Raw genomic sequence first — 19,781 nt, forward strand, 5'->3', positions numbered from 1 at the left:
ATACGAACCCAGCAGGATATCGGCGGCACCCTGCCCGGGACTGTGCCAAAGGTGGTGAGACGAAGGTCGATAACCACCGTCTGCCGTGATGGCGCGCACGAAAAAACGAAGCCCGGCATCCGCCGGGCTTCGTGGCACACATCAGACCATCGGACGCCCGATCAGCGGGGCGCGGCCTGCGACGGGTTCGCACACCGCCTGCCACGGCAGCGTGCCTGATCGTCGGACAGACCGCTGTCGGCAGAGGGCGCGCCGCCACCGGACGGTTGGCCGTACGACAGGCGCAGGCCGATGCTGCTGCCCTGCGTGCTGTTGCTCGCCTGCTCGTGACCGAACAGCAGCGACAGCAGCCAACCCTGGCGCAGCTTCACGTCCAGGCCCGCGGCGAGCGACAGTGCATTGTCGTTGTAGCTGTTCATACCCAGACGGTAGTCGGTCGGGTGCGGCCAGATGACGTAGTTCATCCGCGCCTCGCCCTTGTCTTCCAGCGCCTGCCGGTACTCCAGCGTCCAGAACGGACGGTAGCGACCATTGGCGCCACCGGGTTGGTAGCTGCCCTCGATGCCGAGCGCGAACGTGCTGTTCTCCACCACCTGCCGGCGGTAGGCCAGGTCGTAGATGTCCAGCCCGTACTCGCGGTACGCGTCCAGCGTGGTGCGGCTGGCATCGAAGCGGCCGTAACCGGTCAGCGCCATCTTCTCGTTGTGGTGCGCATAGCCGAAGCCCAGCGAGCCGAACCACTGCTCGCCGTCGCGCGCAGCGGTACCTGTCGCGCCGGCATCTTCGCTCCAGCGACGGATGTCGAAGTCAAGGCGACCGGTCGCGACCATGCCGTCCACGAACACGTGCTCGCCCGCGCGCCACAGGCCGTACAGCGCCAGCGAGCGCTGGTCTGCCTTGAGGCGCGAGGTGGTGCCATTGAGGTCGCTGTCGTTGCGACCCAGGCTGCCCGCCACACCGAACAGCAGGTTCTCGCCAATCGCACGGTCGGCACCCAGCGTCAGGCCATCGGTGCGGAAGTCGTATCCACCGATGCGGCCACCGCTGCCGAACGTCGCCGTACCGGCCGCCCACGCGCCCCACCCCTTCGGCAATGCCGGCAGCGCGCCCTCGGTCGCCGAGCCGACGGGCACGGACAGGCCCTGGCGGTCTTCGCCACCGGCGTAGCTCAGCGTCATCGTGTTGCTGGATGCATTCGCACCCTGGCGCACCTGCCGCAGGCGGTCACGGATGTTCGACTGCTGCGCGTTGGCGAAGCGCACGCTGGCGTCCACCTGGGCCTGCAGCACGCCGACCACGTCCGGATCGCGCGTCGGATCGGGGCGCACTTCCACCTGCAGGCGCATCTGTACGCTGGCCCCGGCGTAACTGCCGGCGGCCGCCTGCGTCGCGGTGATGACGGTCTCGCCTTCCGCGTGCAGCGTCACCGTGCGGTCGCTGATGCTGGCCACGTCGGGATTGCTGCTGGTGAAGGTGAAGGCACCGCTGCTCGGGCTCTGCGGATTGGTCAGTTCGAACGCGGGTTCGCCATAGACCTTGCGCAGCGTCTCCGGCCACACCAGCGTCGGCACGGCCGCAGCGATGTCCACATCCAGCCGCACCTGCGCCGCCGCCTGATGGTCAGCGTCGCCTGCCTGGTCCGCGGTCAGCGAGCACAGGCCGGCCGCCAGCATGGTGACCGTCGTGCCGCTCACCTGGCAGACCTGCGCCGTGGTGCTGGCGAAGACGACCGGATTGCCGGACGCACCGCCCGTCGCCACCAGTTCGAACGTGCCGTTCGGCGCGAACACCGGGGCGCTCGGATTGGCACTGAAACCGGTGATGGCCTGCGCCGCCTGCGCGACAACCAGCTCATAGGCCTGCGCGCCGGTGAAGCCGTTCGCATCGCGCACTTCGATGGTGAAGGCGAACGTGCCGGCCTGCGTGGGCGTACCCGACAGCACACCGGCCGCGCTCAGCGACACGCCTTGCGGCAGGGTGCCCGCCGTCACCGCGTAGGTGTAAGGCGCGGTGCCGCCACTGACCGTCAGCGTCTGATTGAACGCGCCCGCATGCGTCGCCGGCGGCAGCGCCGGCAGGGCGAACACGATCTGCGGGGCCGCCACCTGCAGCGTGTACTGACGCTGCGTGGTGAACGGTCCAAGTCCGGTGCTGGCATCGGTGACCTGCACGGTCAGCGTGAAGCTGCCCGCCTCGGTCGGCGTGCCGGTGATGCGGCCGTCCGTGCCCAGCGCCAGCCCGTCGGGCAAGGTGCCGCCGGTCAGCTGGAACGTGTACGGCGCGGCGCCACCGCTGGCAGCGAAGGCATGCACGTACGTGCTGCCGCCGGTGCCGTTGGCCGGGTTCGCCGCATCCAGCACGACGGTCGGCGCAGTGACGGTGATCGTCACCGTGGCGGGCGCCGTGGTCTGGTACGCATCGCTGGCGGTGTAGGTGAAGCTGTCCGGGCCGGCATAGCCGGGCGCCGGCTGGTAGGTGATCGTGGTGCCGCTGACCGTCGCGGTACCGTGCGAGGGCGCGGTGCCGACCGCCACCGAGGTGGCGGTGCCGGTGATCGACAGCGTCAGCGCCGTGGCCGGTGCGCCATACGGCAGCGAGGCATTGACGGCGGAGACTTCCAGCGTCGGGATCGGCGTGACCGCATTCGACGACGCCGACGGGGCGCTGCTACCTGCACTGCCCTGCGCCGTCACCGTGAACGTGTACGCGGTGCCGCTGGCCAGGCCGGTGATCGTGATCGGACTGCCGGTTCCCGTCGCCGTGGCGCCGCCCGGATTGGCCGTCACGGTGTAGCCGGTGACCGGCACGCCGCCGGTGAAGACCGGTGCGGTGAACGCGACCGTCACCGACGTCGGCGACGCCATCACGGCCGAACCGATCACCGGAGCCGCCGGGGCCACCGCGTCCACGGAGAACGTCTGGCTGACCTGCGCTGCAGGCAGATGGCTGGTGTCGCCGCCCTGGTCGGCTGTGATGGTGCAGTTGCCCACCGCGACGAGCGTCAAAGCACCGGTCGGCGTGACCGTGCACACCGACGGCGTGCTCGAGGCAAAACTGACCGGCAGGCCGGAGTCCGATGTCGCCGACAGCGTCGGCGTGCTACCGAAATCCTGCGCGCCTGGATTGGCGAAGGCGATGCTCTGGTTCGCCATCGGCGTGACGGCGTTCGACGCCGCCGACGGCGCGCTCACACCGCCCGCGCTCTGCGCGGTAACCGTGAACGTGTACGTCGTGCCGCTCGCCAGTCCGGTGATCGTGATCGGGCTACCGCTGCCGGTCGCCGTCGCACCGCCGGGGCTCGCCGTCACCGTGTAGCCCGTGACCGGCTCGCCACCACTGAAGCCGGGCGCAGCGAACGACACCTGGGCCGAGGTTGGCGATGCGATCGTGGCGGCACTGATCGTCGGTGCTCCCGGTGCGATCGCATTCACCGTGAACGTCTGGCTGACCTGCGGAGCCGGCAGATGGCTGGCATCGCCGATCTGGTCGGCCGTGATGGTGCATGCGCCAACGCCGGTGAACGTCAGCGCGCCGGCCGGCGTGATGGTGCACACCGACGCGGTGGTCGACGCGAAGCTCACCGTCAGGCCGGAGTCCGCCGTCGCCGACAGTGTCGGCGTGGTACCGAAATCCTGTGCACCAGGATTGGTGAAGGTGATGACCTGCGCCACCGCGGTGACGACAACGCTGGAAGCAGCCGACGGGTCGCCCAGGCCCACGCTGTTCTCTGCGCGGACGGTGAAGGTGTAGCTGGTGCCGGGGTCGAGACCACCGATACGGATCGGGCTGCCGCTGCCCGTCGCGGTGACGCCACCGGGACTCGCCGTGACCGTGTAACCCGTGATGGCCGCGCCACCGTTGCTGGCAGGCGCGGTGAACGCGACGTCCACCTCGCTCGCGCTGGCAAGGACGGCTGCACCGATGGTCGGCGCGCCCGGCAGCACGGCATTGACGGTGAACGAACGGGTCACCTGCGTCGCGGCCAGATAGCTGCCGTTGCCCGCCTGGTCGGCGTTGATCGTGCAGGTGCCGGTGGCGACGAAGGTCACCACGCCCACCGAGGTGATCGTGCAGACACCGGTGGTGGACGAGGTGAACGTCGGCGACAGGCCGGAGTCGGAGGTCGCCGTGAACGTCGGCGTCGTGCCGAAGTCCCGCGTGCCGGGATTGTTGAAGGTGATCGTCTGCGTCGCCTTCGGCGTGACGCTGTTGGACGCCGACGAGGCCGGACCTGTGCCCGCCGAGTTGTCGGCGGTCACGGTGAAGGTGTACGCCTGCCCATTGGTCAGGCCGGTCACCACGATGGGCGACGCCGCGCCGTTGACCGGTGCCACGTCCGCCGGAAAGACCGTCACGGTGTAGCCGGTGATGGTGGTGCCGCCGTTGCTGGACGGCGCCACGAACGCCACGGCCGCCTGCGTATCGCCCGCGACCGCCGTGCCGATGGTCGGCGCGTCCGGGACGACCGGGCTGACGGTGAAGCTGCGGCTCACCTGGGTCGCAGGGAGGTACTGGGCATTGCCCGCCTGGTTGGCGTTGATCGTGCAGGTGCCGGCGGTGACGAACGTCAGGATGCCGCCGGACGTGATGGTGCAGACGCCGGTCGTCGACGAGGTGAACGTGATCGTCAGTCCCGAGGTGGAACTGGCGCCGCCACCCAGGACCGACAGGTCCGGCGCGGTGCCGAAGCTCTGCGCGCCGGGGTTGGCGAACGTGATCACCTGCGGCGAGGCCGGGGTGACCGAATTGGAGGGCGCCGACGCGCCACCCGTGCCGGCCACATTGGTCGCGGTGACGGTGAACGTGTAGGACACGCCGTTAGTCAGGCCGGCCACCGTGATCGGCGAACCTGCGCCGGTGCCGGTGGAACCGCCCGGATTGGCGGTGACGGTGTAACCCGTGATGGTGGCGCCGCCGTTCGAGCTGGGCACGGCAAACGAAACGTCCGCCTGCGTGTCGCCGGCCGTGGCCGTGCCGATGGTCGGCGCACCCGGGACGACCGCGTTCACCGTGAACGTACGGCTGACGGTCGGAGCGGCATTGGTCGAGGCGTTGCCACCCTGGTCCGCATCGATGGTGCAGGTGCCGGCGGTGACGAGGGTCAGCGCGCCGCCGGAGGTGATGGTGCACACGCCGGTGGTGCTGGAACTGAACGTTACCGCCAGGCTCGACGTCGACGTCGCAGACAGCGTCGGCGTGGCACCGAAATTCTGCGCCCCCGGATTGGCGAACGTGATGGTCTGGTCGGCCATGGGCGTTGCGCTACCGGACGCGCCGGAGGCCGTGCTGGTGCCGATGGAGTTCGTCGCGGTGACAGTAAACGTGTACGCCTGCCCGTTGGTCAGACCGGACACCGTGATCGGCGAGGTCGTAAAGCCATTGCCGCCCCCAGTGATGCCGCCCGGGTTGGAGGTGACCGTATAGCCGGTGATCGCCGAGCCGCCGTTGCTCGCGGGTGCGGTGAAGGCGACCGACACCTGGCCGTCGCCGGCCGTCGCCGCCCCGATGGTGGGCGCATCCGGCGCGGTGAAGATGCTGACGGTGTGGGTGGTGCCACCGCTGTAGGCCGCGATGCTGTTGCCGGCATCATCGACGATGTTGGTGGACCCGTTGAGATTCACCTTCAACGTGCCGGTGCCGGTGATAGCGCCGACGGTCACCGTGATCGGGTCGCCGCTGCTGGCGGACACGCTGGCGATGGTACCGGTGGCGCTGCCCGTGCCCACCAGCGTGAAATCATCGGTGGAGACGTTGCTGACGGACTCGCTGAAGTCGACCGTGAAGTCGACCGTCGTGTCGCTCGACACCGCCCCACCCGCCGGGGTGATGCTGCTGACCGACGGTGCGATGTTGTCGACCGTCGCATTCGTCGTATCCGACGTGGATGTCGCATTGCCGGCGTTGTCGGTTGCCGTCACCGTCACGTTGCGATTGGTCAGGTCGATGGCGCCAGCGACGATCGCATAGGTCGCCGTCCACGTGCCCGAGCTGTTGCTGGCCGACACCGCCGCACCGCCACCGAACTGGGTGAAATTCACCGTGACGCTGCTGATGGTGTCGCTGTTGTTGTCGCCGCCGGCGGTGTTGTTCCAGGTCGCGGTGACCGTATCGCCGATCTTGTAGGCGCCGCTCGTGCCGGTCCCGCCACTGATGCTGATGCGGCCGTCTGTCACCGTCGGCAAGATGTTGTCGACCGTGGCGTTGGTGGTGTCCGCCGTGGTCGTGCTGCCGCTGGCGTTGGTCGCGGTAACGCTGACGTTGCGGCTGGTCGCATCGATGGCGCCGGAGACGATCGTGTAGGTCGCCGTCCAGGTGTTCGCGGTGTTGCTGGCCGTGACCGCTGCACCGCCACCGAACTGCGAGAAGTCCATCGTCACACCCGTGATGCCGGCGCTGTTGTCACCGCCCACGGTGTTGTTCCAGGTCGCGGTGACCGTGTCGCCGATCTTGTAGGCGCCTGCGGTGCCGCTGGCGCCGGAGATGCTGATCCGGCCGTCGGTGACGACGGGCAAGGGATCGACCGTCTCGATGACGAGGCTCTTCACCATGAGCCCGAGCTGGGCATCGCCCGGACAATTATCGACGCGAACCCTCAGCTTCGTGAGTTCGACCCCGGCCAGTGCGCCCGCGGTGAATGTGCTGGTGCCCGCACCCCAGGCGATGGGCGTGCTCACTTCCATGCCGTCAGACTTTCGCGTGCCGACCAGCGTAGCGTTCGAGCATGCGTAGGTGCCACTCGACTTGCCGACACTGGTCAGAACGAACGATGCGAGCGATCCAGTGGCCTGGAAATCCAGATGACCGCTGTTGCCGTATCCATAAGCGGGCATCAGCGAAGCGTCCCCGGAAGGGGACACGTTCATCGCGTGCTCCGAAGTCGCGTAGACATAAGGTGTCGAGGCGGAAACCCTCAGCTGTCCATCAGTGGACACAAACGAGCCACCACCGCAGAAGTTCTGGCTGACGTTCCCTGAGCCGGGACAGAAATCGGTACTGTCGTACGACTGCGTCGCCAGCACTGCACTGAAGTCGCGAAGGCTGTGCGGCGAGAACGCGAGGTCAGCGGTGATGTCACCCCGCTTGACCTCCAGGTCCCAGTCTCCGCCCAGCGCGGTCGCACCCGTCTTGTTGGCGGAAGCGGCCACGTCCGCGCCGGAGCCCTCGCGGAGGATGTCCAGCAGTTCTTCACCATGCCCGGTGCTGGCGAGGTCGCAGCCGTACAACAGCAGGTCGGCACCATCGGCCAGCGCACCGCGCAGGGCGGCGAACGTGTCGACTTCCCGCTTGAGCCGCTGCGCGTCCACCCGGCTGTTTCCCAACTGCAGCGCGCCATCCTCGGCATGGGACACGATGTGCAGCGCGACCAGATCGCGGTACGGCGCCAGCGCCTGCTCCAGTTGCACCAGACCATCTTTGGACGCGTCGATTTCGACAATGGCCACGCCCGGACGCACGCCACGGTAGAACACCGCCTTGTCAGGCACCGCCGAGTCGATCACCACCAGTTCGGTGACGGCAGCCGTCTGCCGGACCGTCAACGAACCGGCGGCAGCACCGTGCGACGCGGGCAAGCGCGGCTTTGAGGCACGCGCACCATCGCGCGAAAGCGCCGACACGTCGGAACCCGCCTGCTGGTCCATCTTCATGTAGCTGCGCGGCTGGTAACCACCGCGCATCAGATAGCCGCCTGCCGAAGTGGCAGCCGCCTGCGCGGAGAACGGGAGCAGCAGCGTCGAGAGGCCGCTGAGCAGAGCACGCTTCATGGTGTGTCCTTGGTGATGTCCGTGGTCTGGCTGCCGTCGCGGCGCGGGGCGATGATCCCCGCGGCCGTGCCGGCCTGGTCCTGCCAGAAATCCATGTCCTGGTACTTCGCGAACAGGTCCGGCGGCAGGATGCTGCGCCGGGTCTTGAATTCCACTTTCCGCCTGACCGTATGCAGGCCCTTGACGCCGAGCCCCTGATCGAACGCTTCTTCCGCGTAGTCGACGTTGTCGAAATCATGGGCAAACCGCGGCTGGCCGATGAAGTCGTACACCAGCTCCATCGTGCGCGCCGGATGGCGCGTCAACAGCTCGTAGTCGACCAGCAGCAGGCGGTCGGAGAACTCGCCGTAATAGGCTTCCTTCAACGCCGTCCAGGCGCCGCCGACGGCGCCACCGCTGTTGATCAGCTGCTCGCAGCGGCTGTAGACGGTCTGTCGTGTCGACGCGTTGAACATGCGGCTGTAGTCGAAGGGATTCTTGCGGTAGATGGACTCGAAGCTGTCCATGATCCACGCGGGATTGCGCACGCAGCAGATCACCTTGAAGTCGTCCACCAGCTCGACCAGCTGGTGCATGCGCGCGGTCCAGGTGCGGTTGGTGTCGAACACCACCTCGGCCTGGGTGTCCGCGTAATACGCATCGAGCAGGGCGCGACAGATCGTGCGGCGCTTGGCCTCATCGAAGAACGCCCAGGATTCGCCACCGGCACCCATCTGCTCCAGCGCGCCATTGATCAGGCCGGCGACCGGGCTGCTCATGCCGGCATGGAAACGCGGGTTCTGCCGCAGGATGCCGGCCAGCAAGGTAGAGCCCGAGCGCGGCAGACCGGAAATGAAATGGAACGGCCGGCTCACGCGATCCGCCTCCCCTGCGACGCCCGCAGGCGGAGCAGACGGTCGTGCATCACGGCGTCGCGCGTGCTTGCGGCGCGCACGACGGCCCATGCGGACGGCATGTCGGTCAACGTTTCCAAGCGATTCCCCTGTTGCATTGAAGCCCCACCGAAAAGCGCGGCGGGCCTGGCATCCGTGCGCATGAACGCTGGATTGCGGCAGCCACCCCATGGCCCCGCAGCGTCGACGCGACGGGGGCATGGTAACGGCGAAATCGCAGTTACTCCACCCCTCGCGACGACGACACGCGCGGCCGTCGAGACGATGCAAGTCCTGGACCAGACGGGGTCGATGCAGGCCGGATACCCCTAAAGAAACATCGGTTACGGTCGCTAAAGAGCTGCGAGAGCCCTCCCCTCGGGCCACGAACCGCCCCATGACCGGCACCTATAACGAGATCCTCGTCCTCTTCTCCCTGCTGGTCGCCATCCTCGCCTCCTACACCGCGCTGGACATGGCGGGCCGCGTCGCGACCACGCAGGGTGTCGCGGCGCGCTGGTGGCTGGCCGGTGGCGCATTCGCCATGGGACTGGGCGTGTGGTCGATGCACTTCGTGGGCATGCTCGCCTTCGACCTGCCGATCCCGCTGGGCTACGACATCACCCTGACCTTCTGCTCGATGCTGGCCGCCATCAGTTCGTCGGCGTTCGCGCTGTGGCTGGTATCGCAGGCGCAGCTGCCCTTCCAGCGCCTGGCGCTGGGTGCGGTACTGATGGGCATCGGCATCGCGCTGATGCACTACATCGGCATGGCCGCGCTGCAGATGCAGCCCGGCATCGACTACCACCCCGGCTGGTTCACGCTGTCGATCGTGATCGCGGTCGTCGCGTCCGGCGCCGCGCTGTGGATCGCGTTCCACCTGCGCCGTGGTGGGCGCCGCAAGCACCTGCTGCGCGTGCTGGCGGCGGTGGTCATGGGCTTCGCGATCGTCGGCATGCACTACACCGGCATGGCCGCAGCCGAATTCCCCGCCGACAGCTGGTGCGGCGCGGCGCGCGACGGTGGCGTGCCCGCCCAGTGGCTGGCGATCCTGGTGGTCGTGGCGACCGTTGCCATCATGGGCATCGCGCTGATCGTCTCCGTGCTGGACCGGCAGATGCACGCGCGCACGCACCATCTGGCGCACTCGCTGGCGCGCGCGAACGAGGAACTGGTGCAGGCCGCCCTGCACGACCCGCTCACCCGGCTGCCCAACCGCATCCTGCTGCAGGACCGCATCGAGCAGGCCATCGAGAAGGCCAAGCGCAAGCACGAACAGTTCGCCGTCATGTTCCTCGACCTGGACGGCTTCAAGGGCATCAATGACGCTTACGGACACCAGGCGGGCGACGCCCTGCTGGTGGATGTCGCCGCGCGCGTGCGCGGCCTGTTACGCAGCCAGGACACGCTTTCGCGCCTGGGTGGCGACGAGTTCGTGCTGATCATCGCGACCACCGATCCGGAAGGCGCCGCGATGGTCGCGCAGCGCATCATCGACACCGTCGCCGCCACGATCCTGTGGGCGCAGGGCGTCGACCTGCATGTCACCGCCAGCATCGGCATCGCCCTGTATCCGTCGGACGGCGACAGCGAGCGCGAACTGATGGCGCACGCCGATGCCGCCATGTACCACACCAAGGACAACGGCCGGAACGGGTACACCTTCTTCGCGCCGTCGATGAACATCAGTGCGCACCAGCAGGTGAAGCTGCTGAACGAGCTGCGCCGCGCGGTCGAGCGCAACGAGCTGGTGCTGCATTACCAGCCGAAGTTCGCCGCCCCCGATTACCGCATGGTCGGCGCGGAAGCCCTGCTGCGCTGGCAGCACCCGGAGCACGGCCTGCTCGCGCCCGGCGCCTTCATTCCCGCCGCCGAGCGCAGCGGCCTGATCCTCGCCATCGGCGACTGGGTGCTGGACGAAGCCTGCCGCCAGCTGCGTGCGTGGCGCGATGATGGCCACGAGATTGCGAACGTCGCGATCAACCTGTCGCCGCTGCAGTTTTCGTCACCCAACCTGGTCGAAACAGTGGCCGGCGCACTGGAGCGGCACGCGGTGCCTGCCTCCAGCCTGACGCTGGAGATCACCGAAACCACCGCCATGCGCGATGCGGACGCCAGCCTGGGCATCCTCGACGAGCTGACCGCGATGGGCGTGAAAATCTCCATCGACGATTTCGGCACCGGTTACTCCAGCCTGCTGTACCTCAAGCGCCTGCCGGCCGACGAACTGAAGATCGACCGCGCGTTCGTGCGCGAACTGGAAACCAACTCCGACGACGTCGCGATCGTGTCGTCCATCATCGCGCTGGGCAAGACGCTCAACCTGCGCGTCGTGGCCGAAGGCGTGGAAACGCCGGGGCAGCGGCATCACCTGCGCCGGCTCGGCTGCGACCTGTACCAGGGCTACCTGATGGGCGAGCCGGTGGCGGCGGACATGCTGTTCGCCACGCAGGACGGACGCCAGTTGGCCTGACGTCCGCCGCCGGCGGACGTGGGACCCATATCAGGCCGACTCGAGCCGCGCGGAGGCGCGTTCCTGCGGCCCCAGCGGATGCGCGGTCCGATGCGGCTGTCCGCCCGCGTCGAAGAACAACGACGGCACCTGCCCTCGCAGCTTCGCCATCAGGATACCGGCCGCGATGCGAAGGCCACCAGTGGCCATGGCCAACGGCGTGGACCGTACATCGTCCAGCGCAGACCCTGCATTCAACACGATCCGACCCGGCGGACCGCACGCGGCGTCGACGGCCACCTTGTCCGGCAGGCAGGTGGACACGATGCCGACATACGCGACCTTGCCATCGCGCGGCGTGTTGCCCAGCGGCGTACGGCAACAGCCCGCATACCAGCGCAACGGGCCGCCTTCCTGCAGGCACAGGCCGCTGATGTGTTCTTCGCCTGCGGTGAAGGTCACGGCATCCGGATTCATCGCCACGATGTCGGTGCCCCCGTGCGCATCCATCACGCCGGACGTGCCGAGATGGCGTGCGTACGCCTGGCAGTCGCCGCAGTAGCAGGTGGCACGTGCATACGCGCGACGCACATCCACCGTGCCCCGCACCTTTCCGCATCGGCAACGCAGTTCGAGTGTCATTGGCATGCCTCGTCGTTGTTGTGCCACGTCGAGGGATAGCGCATGCAAGATAAGGATCGCGTCAAACGCGCGTGGATTTCCTGACTGGCGGCGGAACACAGGCGCGGTTCAGGCCGCGACATCCACCGCCGGCTGCTCCATCGCATCGCTGGCCTCGGGCGCTGCGAACGCGAGCGCGCGGGCGAGCGGACCCATCGCTGCCACATCGTCGGCCAGTTGCTCGTGCAGTGCCTGCATCACGCGCTCCGACAGGCCCCACTCGCGCGCGACCGCACGGCCGAGCCGCGGCGACCAGCGTTGCAGCAGGCGTGCCATCGCCTCGGCATCGGGCAGCCCTGCGCCGTGCTGCGCGGTGACATCCCGCAATACCTGTACGACGACGATGGCGCCCAGCCCTTGCAACAGCGCCAGCAACTGGGCGGCGAACACGTCTTCCCGGCCCCCGGCTGCGGCAGTTTCCGACGCGATCAGCGCGGTGCGCTGGGTGTGGTCCCATATCAGATCGGGAAGACGACCGAACACACCGCCCTCCATTCGCATCACCGGCTGCATCAGTGCGACGGCGACCAGATGGCGCAGGCCATCCACGCCGACCATCGCCACGGCACGGTCCAGGCTCTCCACGGCATCGCCACGGGTGCGGTACAGGGCGCTGTTGGCGAGCTTCAGCAGGTTGGCGGCCAGCGCGGGATCGCGGGCGATGATCCCGGCGATGTCGCGACCCGAGGCAGCATCATCGTTGATCGTGCTGAGCAGTTGCGGCAGCAGTTGCGGGCGCCGTGGCAGGCGCTGCGGATCTTCGGCGAAACGCACCAGGGCGCGCCGGGCGTCCGCGATCAGCGGAAGGCTGTCCTCTGGCGAACGGCAGCTCCCCGCATCCATGCCGGCAAGTCGCAACAGGCTGAGCGCCCAGTCCCGCGAGGGGGCGTTCGGCGGGGCGGACGCAGCCACGGCTTCCGCAGCCGCTGGCACGGCACGCGCCAACGGCGCTGCCACCGGCTCGCGCCGGCCCCTGGACCACCACCCCGTGACTCGTGCAAGCAGCGGCACGCGTACCCGCCTTCTTCCGCATGTTCGACCTCATGCCATCGGCCGCACGGCGAAAATCTTTAGCGCGCGTTGCGGCACTTTCGCACCGTCGCGATGTTCATGAATCTCCGCACTGCATGGTTACATGCTGTTGATGCCGGCTGCGCGACGGTGGCAGCACATCCCAATGGGAGCTCCCCATGAACACGCAGAAGAAGATCCAGCACAGCCTCAACGACCTGATCGAGATCGCGCGCGACGGCCACGGCTTCTACACCGAAGCGGCCGGCAAGGTGAAGGACGCCGAGCTTGCCTCGTTGTTCACGCGTATCGCCGGCGTCAAGCAGGATATCGTCGCGCGCCTCAGTGCGGTCGTCGCCTCGACCGGCGGAACGCCGGCCGAGCACGGCACTCTGGTCGGCAGCATGCAGCAGTTCTATGGCAAGGTCCGTGCCACGCTGGGCGACACGACCTACGGCTATGTCGCCGAACTGGAAGAATCGGAAGACCGCCTGCTGAACGCCTTCAACGAGACTATCAGCGACGAATCCACGCCGCCCACCGCGCGTGCAGAAGCACAGGCCCTGCTGCCCAGCGTGCGCGAGTGCCACAACGTCATGCGCGACCGCAAGCTGGTCCTGAAGCGCGCCAGCTGAGTGCGGACCTGACCCGAAGCGACGAAGCCCCGCACTGCGGGGCTTCTTCTTTCTGGCAGGGAGCGGATGCGCCGCGGCAATGGAAACAGGCGTGGAAGCGTCACGGCCTAGACGCTTGCGGCAAGGATCAGCGCAGCTGGCTGTCCTTGCTGCCGCGACGGTTGTACAGACCGGCGCCCTGCTCTTCCTGGTCGGCGGCCTCCTGGCAGGCCACGCACAGGCGCACGCCCGGCACGGCCTTCTGGCGCGCCACGGGAATCGGCTTCTCGCACTCCTCGCAGTGCGTCAGGCTGGGGCCCTGGGGCAAGGCGCGCCGCGCCCGCTCGATGCCGTCCTTCACGGTCGCATCGATCTGGTCCTGTACGGCGCCGTCGCCGGCCCATCCGGTTGCCATGGTCGTCTCCTCGTGGATCGCGGGTGCACGGCCAGCTTACGCCTGCACCCGCATCAGGTATTCACGAACAGAAATGGGGTCTGCGCCGCGACGCTTCAACCGTGCGTCAAGGCGTAGTCGATCGCCGCCACCACCGCCGCCACCTGCGCATCGTTGCACTGCTGCGGCGTGGCCTTGGGACTGTCCGGATAGACCTCGGTGATGGTGGTGTAGCGCGCCTCGGTGATGCCCGTGCACAGGCCGAGCGATTTCACCGGATACTCGATCACGCCTTCGGCGACGACCGGGGAACCGATGATCTCGCCCTGCGCGTCGGCCGGCGCGATATGCGTCACTGCGGCGACCGCGGCGATGACCGCACGCTGGAAGTCCGGCTGCCGACGCTCGCTGTCGTCCACCAGGTAGAACCCGTCCGGAATCTCGCCCGGCTCGTACGGCTTGCCATCGCGCGCCGCGAGGGAGGGCCGGAATTCGGTCTCGTCGCTGTCCGTGGTCTCGTGCAGGTCGATATGCATCAGCACGCGATCCTTCAGCGGCGCCACCAGGTCGATCAGCGCGGCCGATTCCTGCGCAGGGCTGTCGGCGCGGAACGACCGGTTCGGATCCAGCGCGTCGGCGTTCCAGCGATGGATGCGCTCGTAGCCCCACGGGCTGACACAGGGCACGACCAGCAGATTGGCCTTGCCCGCGTAGTCGCCGGCACGTTGTTCCAGGAACTGCAGCGCGCCGTGTACGCCGCTGGTCTCGTAGCCGTGCACACCGCCGGTCACCAGCATCGTGGGCAATGCCTCGTCCCAGCCGCGGCTGCGCACGGCAAACAGCGGATAGGTTTCGCCGGGGCCGTAGTCGAGTGTGCCGTACGGCTGCACGTCGAAACGCTCGCGCAGCGCATCGATCGCCACGCCCACATCATCCACGTATCGCCTGCGCACGCGCTGCTGCGCGCGCCACTGCGCCTTCTCCGCTGCGCCCCAGGGCTGGCCGGGGGTACCGATGGGATGGAAACGCTCGAACGTGGTCATGGCGATGGCGGTGCTGGAACCAAGGGGTCCGCACTATACCAGCGCGGTCCTTTCGCCCCGCCGCACTGTTCCCCACGGGCCATCGCGGCGAAAATGCGCTTCGACGTCCCGTGCGAATTCCCGATGCCCCGCTATACCGGCCCCCTGCTGACCCGCGGTACCGCCACCGCCCTGCTTGCCGCCCGCGACCGTGCCGAGGCCCGGTGGACAGGCTCGCTCGACCTCGACCGTTCGCAGGGTGAAGCGCTGCTGGACGCCGACGGCTGGCATTGGCACGGCGTGGCGTATCCATACCCCGGCAAGCTCAAGGACCGCACGCTGTACTGGTGGGATGGCGAGGACTTCGAACCGGTGTCGCGCTACAGCGGGTCGCTGATCAAGCTGGTGCCTACCGAGTGGGGCGTGCCCACGTTCGAGATCGACGGCATCAAGATGCTGCCGACCTCGAAGGAATCCCCGCTCGACGACGCGCGCCGCAAGGTGGCGCTGGTCGAGCCGCGCGGCAGGACCGTGCTGGATACCTGTGGCGGACTGGGCTACTTCGCGGCCTGCTGCCTGGACGCCGGCGCCGCGCGCATCCTGTCATTCGAGAAGAACGCCGACGTGCTGTGGCTGCGCACGCTGAACCCGTGGTCGCCGGATCCGGACGATGCCGCAGCCGGCGGTCGCCTGCAGCTCACGCATGCCGACGTGTCGCAGGCGATCACGCAGGTACCGGAAGGTTCCGTCGATGCCCTGCTGCACGATCCGCCGCGTTTCGGCATTGCGGGCGAGCTGTATTCGCAGGCGTTCTACGACCAGCTCGCCCGCGTACTGCGCCGGGGCGGCTCGCTGTTCCACTACACCGGCAGCCCCAACAAGCTGACCACCGGTCGCGACGTGCCCGGCGAAGTGGCGAAGCGCCTGGAGAAGGCCGGCTTCAAGGCGCAGCGGGCGCTGGACGGAGTAACCGGCCTGCGCCGCTGAGCCGCTGCGTCAGTACTCCATGACCACCGCGTACAGGCGCAGGCGCCCTTCGAAGGTGCCCTGGCGCACGACGTCGAAGTACCACCACTGCTCGTCCGGTGGGGAACCGCTGTTCTTGGTCAGGATCAGCGAGGCTTCCTGCATGATCGTCGGCGACTCCGGCACCGCTGCCAGCGGCGTGCCGTAGCTCGAGTAGGTCTCGAAGCCACTGCCGTGCCTCAGCGTCACCGGCGTGACCACGAACTGCAGGTCGCCGCCTTCATCCCCGACCATCTCGTAGAAGAACCGCAGGCGGATGCGGGTGCCGGTGAAATCCGCGGGACGCTTCAGGGTGAAGGACATCACGCCGGTGCCGCCGTTCCAGTTCACGCCACGCGTGTGCACGTCGAACGCGCCCGGCGTCGCCGACCTCGACAGCGCATGCGCCGGCACGGTGATGTTGCGGGTGAAGCGCGGGCAGCGGACGGGTTGCTGCACGCACAGCACCGACACCAGATCGACAACGGGCGTGCTCTTGCGGAGCAGCTCATCGGGCGGAGGAGCCGCCAGTGCCTGCCCGCAGGCGACGACGAGCAGTGCAGATAGCATCGTGCGGATTGCCATGTTCCATTCTCCGTGGATCCGCCACCGCGTGGTGCGGTGGCTTGCAATCAGGGCCAACGCGGCATCGCAGCGGCAGCGGACAGCGCCGTACGTCGGACCGTCGCCGGATCAACGCGCAACGGCGCGGTTTTTCACGGAGGTTGAACGTTTCGTCGTGCATTCCGGCTGCTCCCGTCCGCTGCAGGAGGCACCCATGCGTCACACCTCGATGAAGCTGTCCGTTGCCGTTTCCGCACTGCTTGCCACGATTGCGGTCTTCGCACAGGAGAAGGCGCCCTCGATGACACCCGAGATGCAGGCGCAGATGGAGGCGTACCAAAAGGCCGGCACGCCCGGCATCGAACACGGCAGGTTGGCCGGGATGGCCGGCAACTACGACCTCACGGTGAAGAGCTGGCATGCGCCCGGCGCACCGCCCAGCACCGATCCCGGCACCGCGACGCGCCGCATGATCCTCGGCAACCGCGTGATGCTGGAGGAAGTGACGTCGCAGGTGATGGGCCAGCCGTTCACCGGCCAGGGCCTGCACGGTTTCGACAATGTCACCGGCAAGTACTGGGGTACCTGGAACGACAGCATGAGCACCGGCGTGATGCTCAGCGAAGGGACCTGCGATGCGCAGCTCACCTGCACCTACACCGGCACCCACCACGATCCGGTGACGAAGAAGCCGCAGACCAGCCGCATGACCACGCGCTGGAGCGACAAGGACACCGAAGTGTTCGAGATGTACGGTCCCGGTCCGGACGGCAAGGAAACCAAGATGATGGAGATCACCTACAAGCGGCGCCCCTGAGCGCCGCGGCCGGGATCACGCGTTCACAGCCTGTCCGGCTTCGGCCAGGCTGCGCCGCCACGATGCCGGCGGCTGGCCGTATTCGCGACGGAACGCGCGGCTGAACGACGTGTCGTTCTGGTAACCGACTTCCTCGGCCACGCGCGATAGCGGCGCATTGCTTCGTCGCAACAGGTTGGCCGCCATCACCATGCGCCACTGCGTCAGGTACTGCATGGGCGATGTGCCCACCAGGTGCTGGAAGCGCTCGGCAAGCACCGAGCGCGAGGTGCCTGCCGCGCGTGCGAGTTCGGCCAGCGTCCAGTCGTGCGCCGGGCGCTGGTGCATCGCGTTCAGCGCGCCACCGACGACGCGATCGCCCAGTCCCGCCAGCCAGCCGGCGTGCCCCTCGCTCTGTTGCACGTGCTGACGCAGCATCTCGATGAACAGCAGCTCGGCAAGCTTGGCGAGCAGGCCATTGCCGCCCGGCCGCGGCGATTTCGCTTCGGCCAGCGCATAGCGCACCGACGATTCCAGCCATGGACCGGCATGCGTGTCGCGCAGGCTGACGCGCACGACCGGCGGCAGGCCATCTAGCAGCAGGCGCGCCAGCCGTGTATCGCAGGCCAGGTAACCGCAGACGATGCGTGTCGGTGCGCCGCCTCCGCCGTAGGCAAGACGGCGCGGCCGGCTGGAAAACAGTTTCTTCAGGTCGGCCGCGCCGCTCGGCGGCGGCAGTCCCGGTGTCGACGCCATGCGGTGTGCACAGCCATTGGGAAACATCACCACGTCGCCGGCCCGCGCATGCACGGGCGCTGCGCCTTCCCGTTCCACCACGCACTCGCCCTCGGTGATCAGGTGGAAGATCACCACCTGCTCGGCCGACGGATCCAGCCACGGCGCCGCCAGCGCGGCTTTCGGCGACTGGTAGCACCAGGGTGCACTGAAGCGGGCGTTGACGAAGAACGCCCCCGACATCTGCACGACGCGCAGGATTTCCGACAGCGCATCCACTCAGGTCGTACCCGTGATGGCGACCGTCATGACCGGCTGTCCTGCGATCGCACCCTGCATCGGCGATCGCCGCAATGCCTCCTCGACGAGCGCACGCAGCCGGTCAGGTGCAACGCCGGCCGCCGCGACATCGACCGCCACCTGCATCGCCACGGGACCTGCGTCGACGGCCACGCCGTCGCTGTCGCGCATGCCCAGCAGGCCGCGCGTGTCGGTGCGACTGCCGACCTCCACGTCGAGACGGTCGAGGACGATGCCCTGCTCTGCAGCCACCATCGCGATAGCGGTGGTCGCACAGGCGGCGATGCCGGCGCGGAAGTACCAGCCGGGCGATGGAAGCTCGCCACCGCCACCGAGTTCGGCCGGCATGTCGGTACCGATCCGCACACCGGACGCATGCGTGGCGGTGACGCGCATCCCGCCGTCCCACTGCGCGCGGGCGCTGACATCGTCGTGCAGGCCCTTGTCGGGCCGGCGGGTGAACACGGCGACGGCGCGTTGCAATGCCGCGTTGATGTCGTGGTGCATGTCCATGGCGGAAGGTCGCTTGGGGTCCAGCGGGTCAGGACCGGATTCTGCTCCCGATAACGCGGCCTTCCGCACGCCGAGGCCAGCCGCCGGACGCACGGCAAGGAAATCAGGAACCCGGGACGACCGGCCACGCGCCACGGACGCACGGCCAGTTCCGGCAGACGCCGCGTCAGGACGCCGCCCACGTCGCACCGCCAGTCTGCGCTTCCCCAACCGGAGTGCCCCTGATGAACGCCGTCCCCGCTTCCCTCCCCGCTTCCCCCGACCTGGCCGCGATCAAGCAACGCCAGCAGGCCGCCTGGTCCAGCGGCAACTACGCCGTGGTCGGCACCACCTTGCAGATCGTCGGCGAACAGCTGGCCGAAGCCGTCGACCTGCGTTGGGACGACCACGTCCTGGACGTCGCCGCCGGCAACGGCAACGCCACGCTGGCCGCCGCGCGCCGTGGCGGCCGCGTGGTCTCCACCGACTACGTGCCCGCCCTGCTCGACCTGGGCCGTGCCCGCGCCGAGGCGGAACAGCTGGAGGTCGAGTTCCAGACCGCCGACGCGGAAGCGCTACCGTTCGCCGACGGGCAATTCGACGTGGTCCTGTCGACGTTCGGCGTGATGTTCACCCCCGACCACGCGCAGGCCGCGAGCGAACTGCTGCGTGTCTGCCGCGCCGGCGGCCGCATCGGCCTGGCCAACTGGACGCCGGACGGCTTCATCGGCCAGATGTTCAAGGTGCTCGGCCGCCATCTGCCGCCGCCAGCCGGGGTGCAACCGCCGTCGCTGTGGGGCACGCATGCGCACCTGCACACGCTGTTCGGCGACCGCGTCAGCGCGATCTCGGCCACGCCGCGCCTGTTCAACTTCCGCTACCGCTCGGCCGCGCACATGGTCGACGTGTTCCGCACCTGGTACGGGCCGGTGCAGAAGGCCTTCCAGGCACTGCCTGCAGCGCGCGCCGCGGAACTGGAAGACGATCTGGACGCGCTGATGGAACGCATGCGCACCGGCAACGGCAACGGTCTGGTCGTGCCCAGCGAATACCTGGAAATCGTGGTCACGCGCCGGTGAA

The 19,781-nt window shown here is 68.3% G+C and carries 14 protein-coding genes; 5 read left to right on the forward strand and 9 right to left on the reverse strand.

Annotation, left to right across the window (positions count from 1 at the left end; all coding sequences use genetic code 11):
* Positions 1–161: 161 nt before the first annotated feature.
* Positions 162–7,763 (reverse strand): fibronectin type III domain-containing protein, encoded by a 7,602-nt coding sequence (locus tag IB225_RS01445; RefSeq protein ID WP_192309070.1) that lies wholly within the window; start codon positions 7,761–7,763, stop codon positions 162–164.
* Entirely contained in the window at positions 7,760–8,617 is an 858-nt protein-coding gene (locus IB225_RS01450) for a sulfotransferase (protein WP_345776558.1), read from the reverse strand. Before IB225_RS01450 ends, IB225_RS01445 begins: the two co-directional genes overlap by 4 nt.
* Before the next feature lie 415 nt (positions 8,618–9,032).
* On the opposite strand from IB225_RS01450, the gene IB225_RS01455 reads away from it, so the two are divergent.
* Entirely contained in the window at positions 9,033–11,108 is a 2,076-nt protein-coding gene (locus tag IB225_RS01455) for a bifunctional diguanylate cyclase/phosphodiesterase (protein WP_192309074.1), read from the forward strand.
* A gap of 30 nt (positions 11,109–11,138) precedes the next feature.
* Here the strand turns inward: IB225_RS01455 and IB225_RS01460 are convergent, their stop codons facing one another.
* Together IB225_RS01460 and IB225_RS01465 are read right to left on the reverse strand one after the other, a co-directional pair.
* Positions 11,139–11,735, reverse strand: a complete 597-nt coding sequence (locus tag IB225_RS01460) for a DUF6151 family protein (RefSeq protein WP_192309076.1) — start codon at positions 11,733–11,735, stop codon at positions 11,139–11,141.
* Positions 11,736–11,837: 102 nt separating this feature from the next.
* A complete protein-coding gene (locus IB225_RS01465; protein ID WP_192309078.1) occupies positions 11,838–12,680 on the reverse strand; it encodes an HDOD domain-containing protein in 843 nt (280 codons plus the stop codon).
* Positions 12,681–12,958: 278 nt separating this feature from the next.
* Between IB225_RS01465 and IB225_RS01470 the strand changes: the two genes are divergently transcribed.
* Complete coding sequence (locus tag IB225_RS01470; protein WP_192309080.1) at positions 12,959–13,414, forward strand: PA2169 family four-helix-bundle protein; 456 nt, start codon at positions 12,959–12,961, stop codon at positions 13,412–13,414.
* 127 nt (positions 13,415–13,541) lie between these two features.
* Here the strand turns inward: IB225_RS01470 and IB225_RS01475 are convergent, their stop codons facing one another.
* Both IB225_RS01475 and IB225_RS01480 read right to left on the reverse strand, forming a co-directional pair.
* Entirely contained in the window at positions 13,542–13,808 is a 267-nt protein-coding gene (locus IB225_RS01475; protein WP_192309082.1) for a DksA/TraR family C4-type zinc finger protein, read from the reverse strand.
* 95 nt (positions 13,809–13,903) lie between these two features.
* A complete protein-coding gene (locus tag IB225_RS01480) occupies positions 13,904–14,830 on the reverse strand; it encodes a M14 family metallocarboxypeptidase (RefSeq protein ID WP_192309084.1) in 927 nt (308 codons plus the stop codon).
* 93 nt (positions 14,831–14,923) lie between these two features.
* Between IB225_RS01480 and IB225_RS01485 the strand changes: the two genes are divergently transcribed.
* On the forward strand, positions 14,924–15,796 hold the full coding sequence (locus IB225_RS01485) for an SAM-dependent methyltransferase (protein ID WP_345776559.1): 873 nt from the start codon (positions 14,924–14,926) through the stop codon (positions 15,794–15,796).
* A 9-nt stretch (positions 15,797–15,805) separates the two neighbouring features.
* On the opposite strand, the gene IB225_RS01490 is transcribed toward IB225_RS01485, so the two are convergent.
* Positions 15,806–16,399, reverse strand: a complete 594-nt coding sequence (locus tag IB225_RS01490; RefSeq protein WP_192309088.1) for a hypothetical protein — start codon at positions 16,397–16,399, stop codon at positions 15,806–15,808.
* Between the two features lie 193 nt (positions 16,400–16,592).
* Between IB225_RS01490 and IB225_RS01495 the strand changes: the two genes are divergently transcribed.
* Positions 16,593–17,195 (forward strand): DUF1579 domain-containing protein, encoded by a 603-nt coding sequence (locus tag IB225_RS01495; RefSeq protein ID WP_192309090.1) that lies wholly within the window; start codon positions 16,593–16,595, stop codon positions 17,193–17,195.
* A 15-nt stretch (positions 17,196–17,210) separates the two neighbouring features.
* Here IB225_RS01495 and IB225_RS01500 read toward each other — a convergent pair whose 3' ends face one another.
* Together IB225_RS01500 and IB225_RS01505 are read right to left on the reverse strand one after the other, a co-directional pair.
* The gene (locus tag IB225_RS01500; RefSeq protein WP_192309093.1) at positions 17,211–18,188 is read right to left on the reverse strand and encodes an AraC family transcriptional regulator; all 978 of its coding nucleotides are present in this window, start codon (positions 18,186–18,188) and stop codon (positions 17,211–17,213) included.
* A complete protein-coding gene (locus tag IB225_RS01505) occupies positions 18,189–18,722 on the reverse strand; it encodes an OsmC family protein (RefSeq protein WP_225583176.1) in 534 nt (177 codons plus the stop codon).
* A 224-nt stretch (positions 18,723–18,946) separates the two neighbouring features.
* On the opposite strand from IB225_RS01505, the gene IB225_RS01510 reads away from it, so the two are divergent.
* A complete protein-coding gene (locus IB225_RS01510) occupies positions 18,947–19,780 on the forward strand; it encodes a class I SAM-dependent methyltransferase (RefSeq protein ID WP_192309095.1) in 834 nt (277 codons plus the stop codon).
* Position 19,781 lies beyond the last annotated feature (1 nt).

Origin of the sequence: Pseudoxanthomonas sp. PXM02 (assembly GCF_014851805.1) — a bacterium.
Classification (GTDB): Bacteria; Pseudomonadota; Gammaproteobacteria; order Xanthomonadales; family Xanthomonadaceae; genus Pseudoxanthomonas_A.

Bases quoted from the DNA above. Each gene is read 5' to 3' on its own strand.
- IB225_RS01505 (WP_225583176.1), bottom strand. From the start codon at position 18,722: ATGGACATGCACCACGACATCAACGCGGCATTGCAACGCGCCGTCGCC.
- IB225_RS01490 (WP_192309088.1), bottom strand. From the start codon at position 16,399: ATGGCAATCCGCACGATGCTATCTGCACTGCTCGTCGTCGCCTGCGGG.
- IB225_RS01460 (WP_192309076.1), bottom strand. From the start codon at position 11,735: ATGCCAATGACACTCGAACTGCGTTGCCGATGCGGAAAGGTGCGGGGC.
- IB225_RS01480 (WP_192309084.1), bottom strand. From the start codon at position 14,830: ATGACCACGTTCGAGCGTTTCCATCCCATCGGTACCCCCGGCCAGCCC.
- IB225_RS01455 (WP_192309074.1), top strand. From the start codon at position 9,033: ATGACCGGCACCTATAACGAGATCCTCGTCCTCTTCTCCCTGCTGGTC.
- IB225_RS01495 (WP_192309090.1), top strand. From the start codon at position 16,593: ATGCGTCACACCTCGATGAAGCTGTCCGTTGCCGTTTCCGCACTGCTT.
- IB225_RS01485 (WP_345776559.1), top strand. From the start codon at position 14,924: ATGCGCTTCGACGTCCCGTGCGAATTCCCGATGCCCCGCTATACCGGC.
- IB225_RS01445 (WP_192309070.1), bottom strand. From the start codon at position 7,763: ATGAAGCGTGCTCTGCTCAGCGGCCTCTCGACGCTGCTGCTCCCGTTC.
- IB225_RS01510 (WP_192309095.1), top strand. From the start codon at position 18,947: ATGAACGCCGTCCCCGCTTCCCTCCCCGCTTCCCCCGACCTGGCCGCG.
- IB225_RS01470 (WP_192309080.1), top strand. From the start codon at position 12,959: ATGAACACGCAGAAGAAGATCCAGCACAGCCTCAACGACCTGATCGAG.
- IB225_RS01475 (WP_192309082.1), bottom strand. From the start codon at position 13,808: ATGGCAACCGGATGGGCCGGCGACGGCGCCGTACAGGACCAGATCGAT.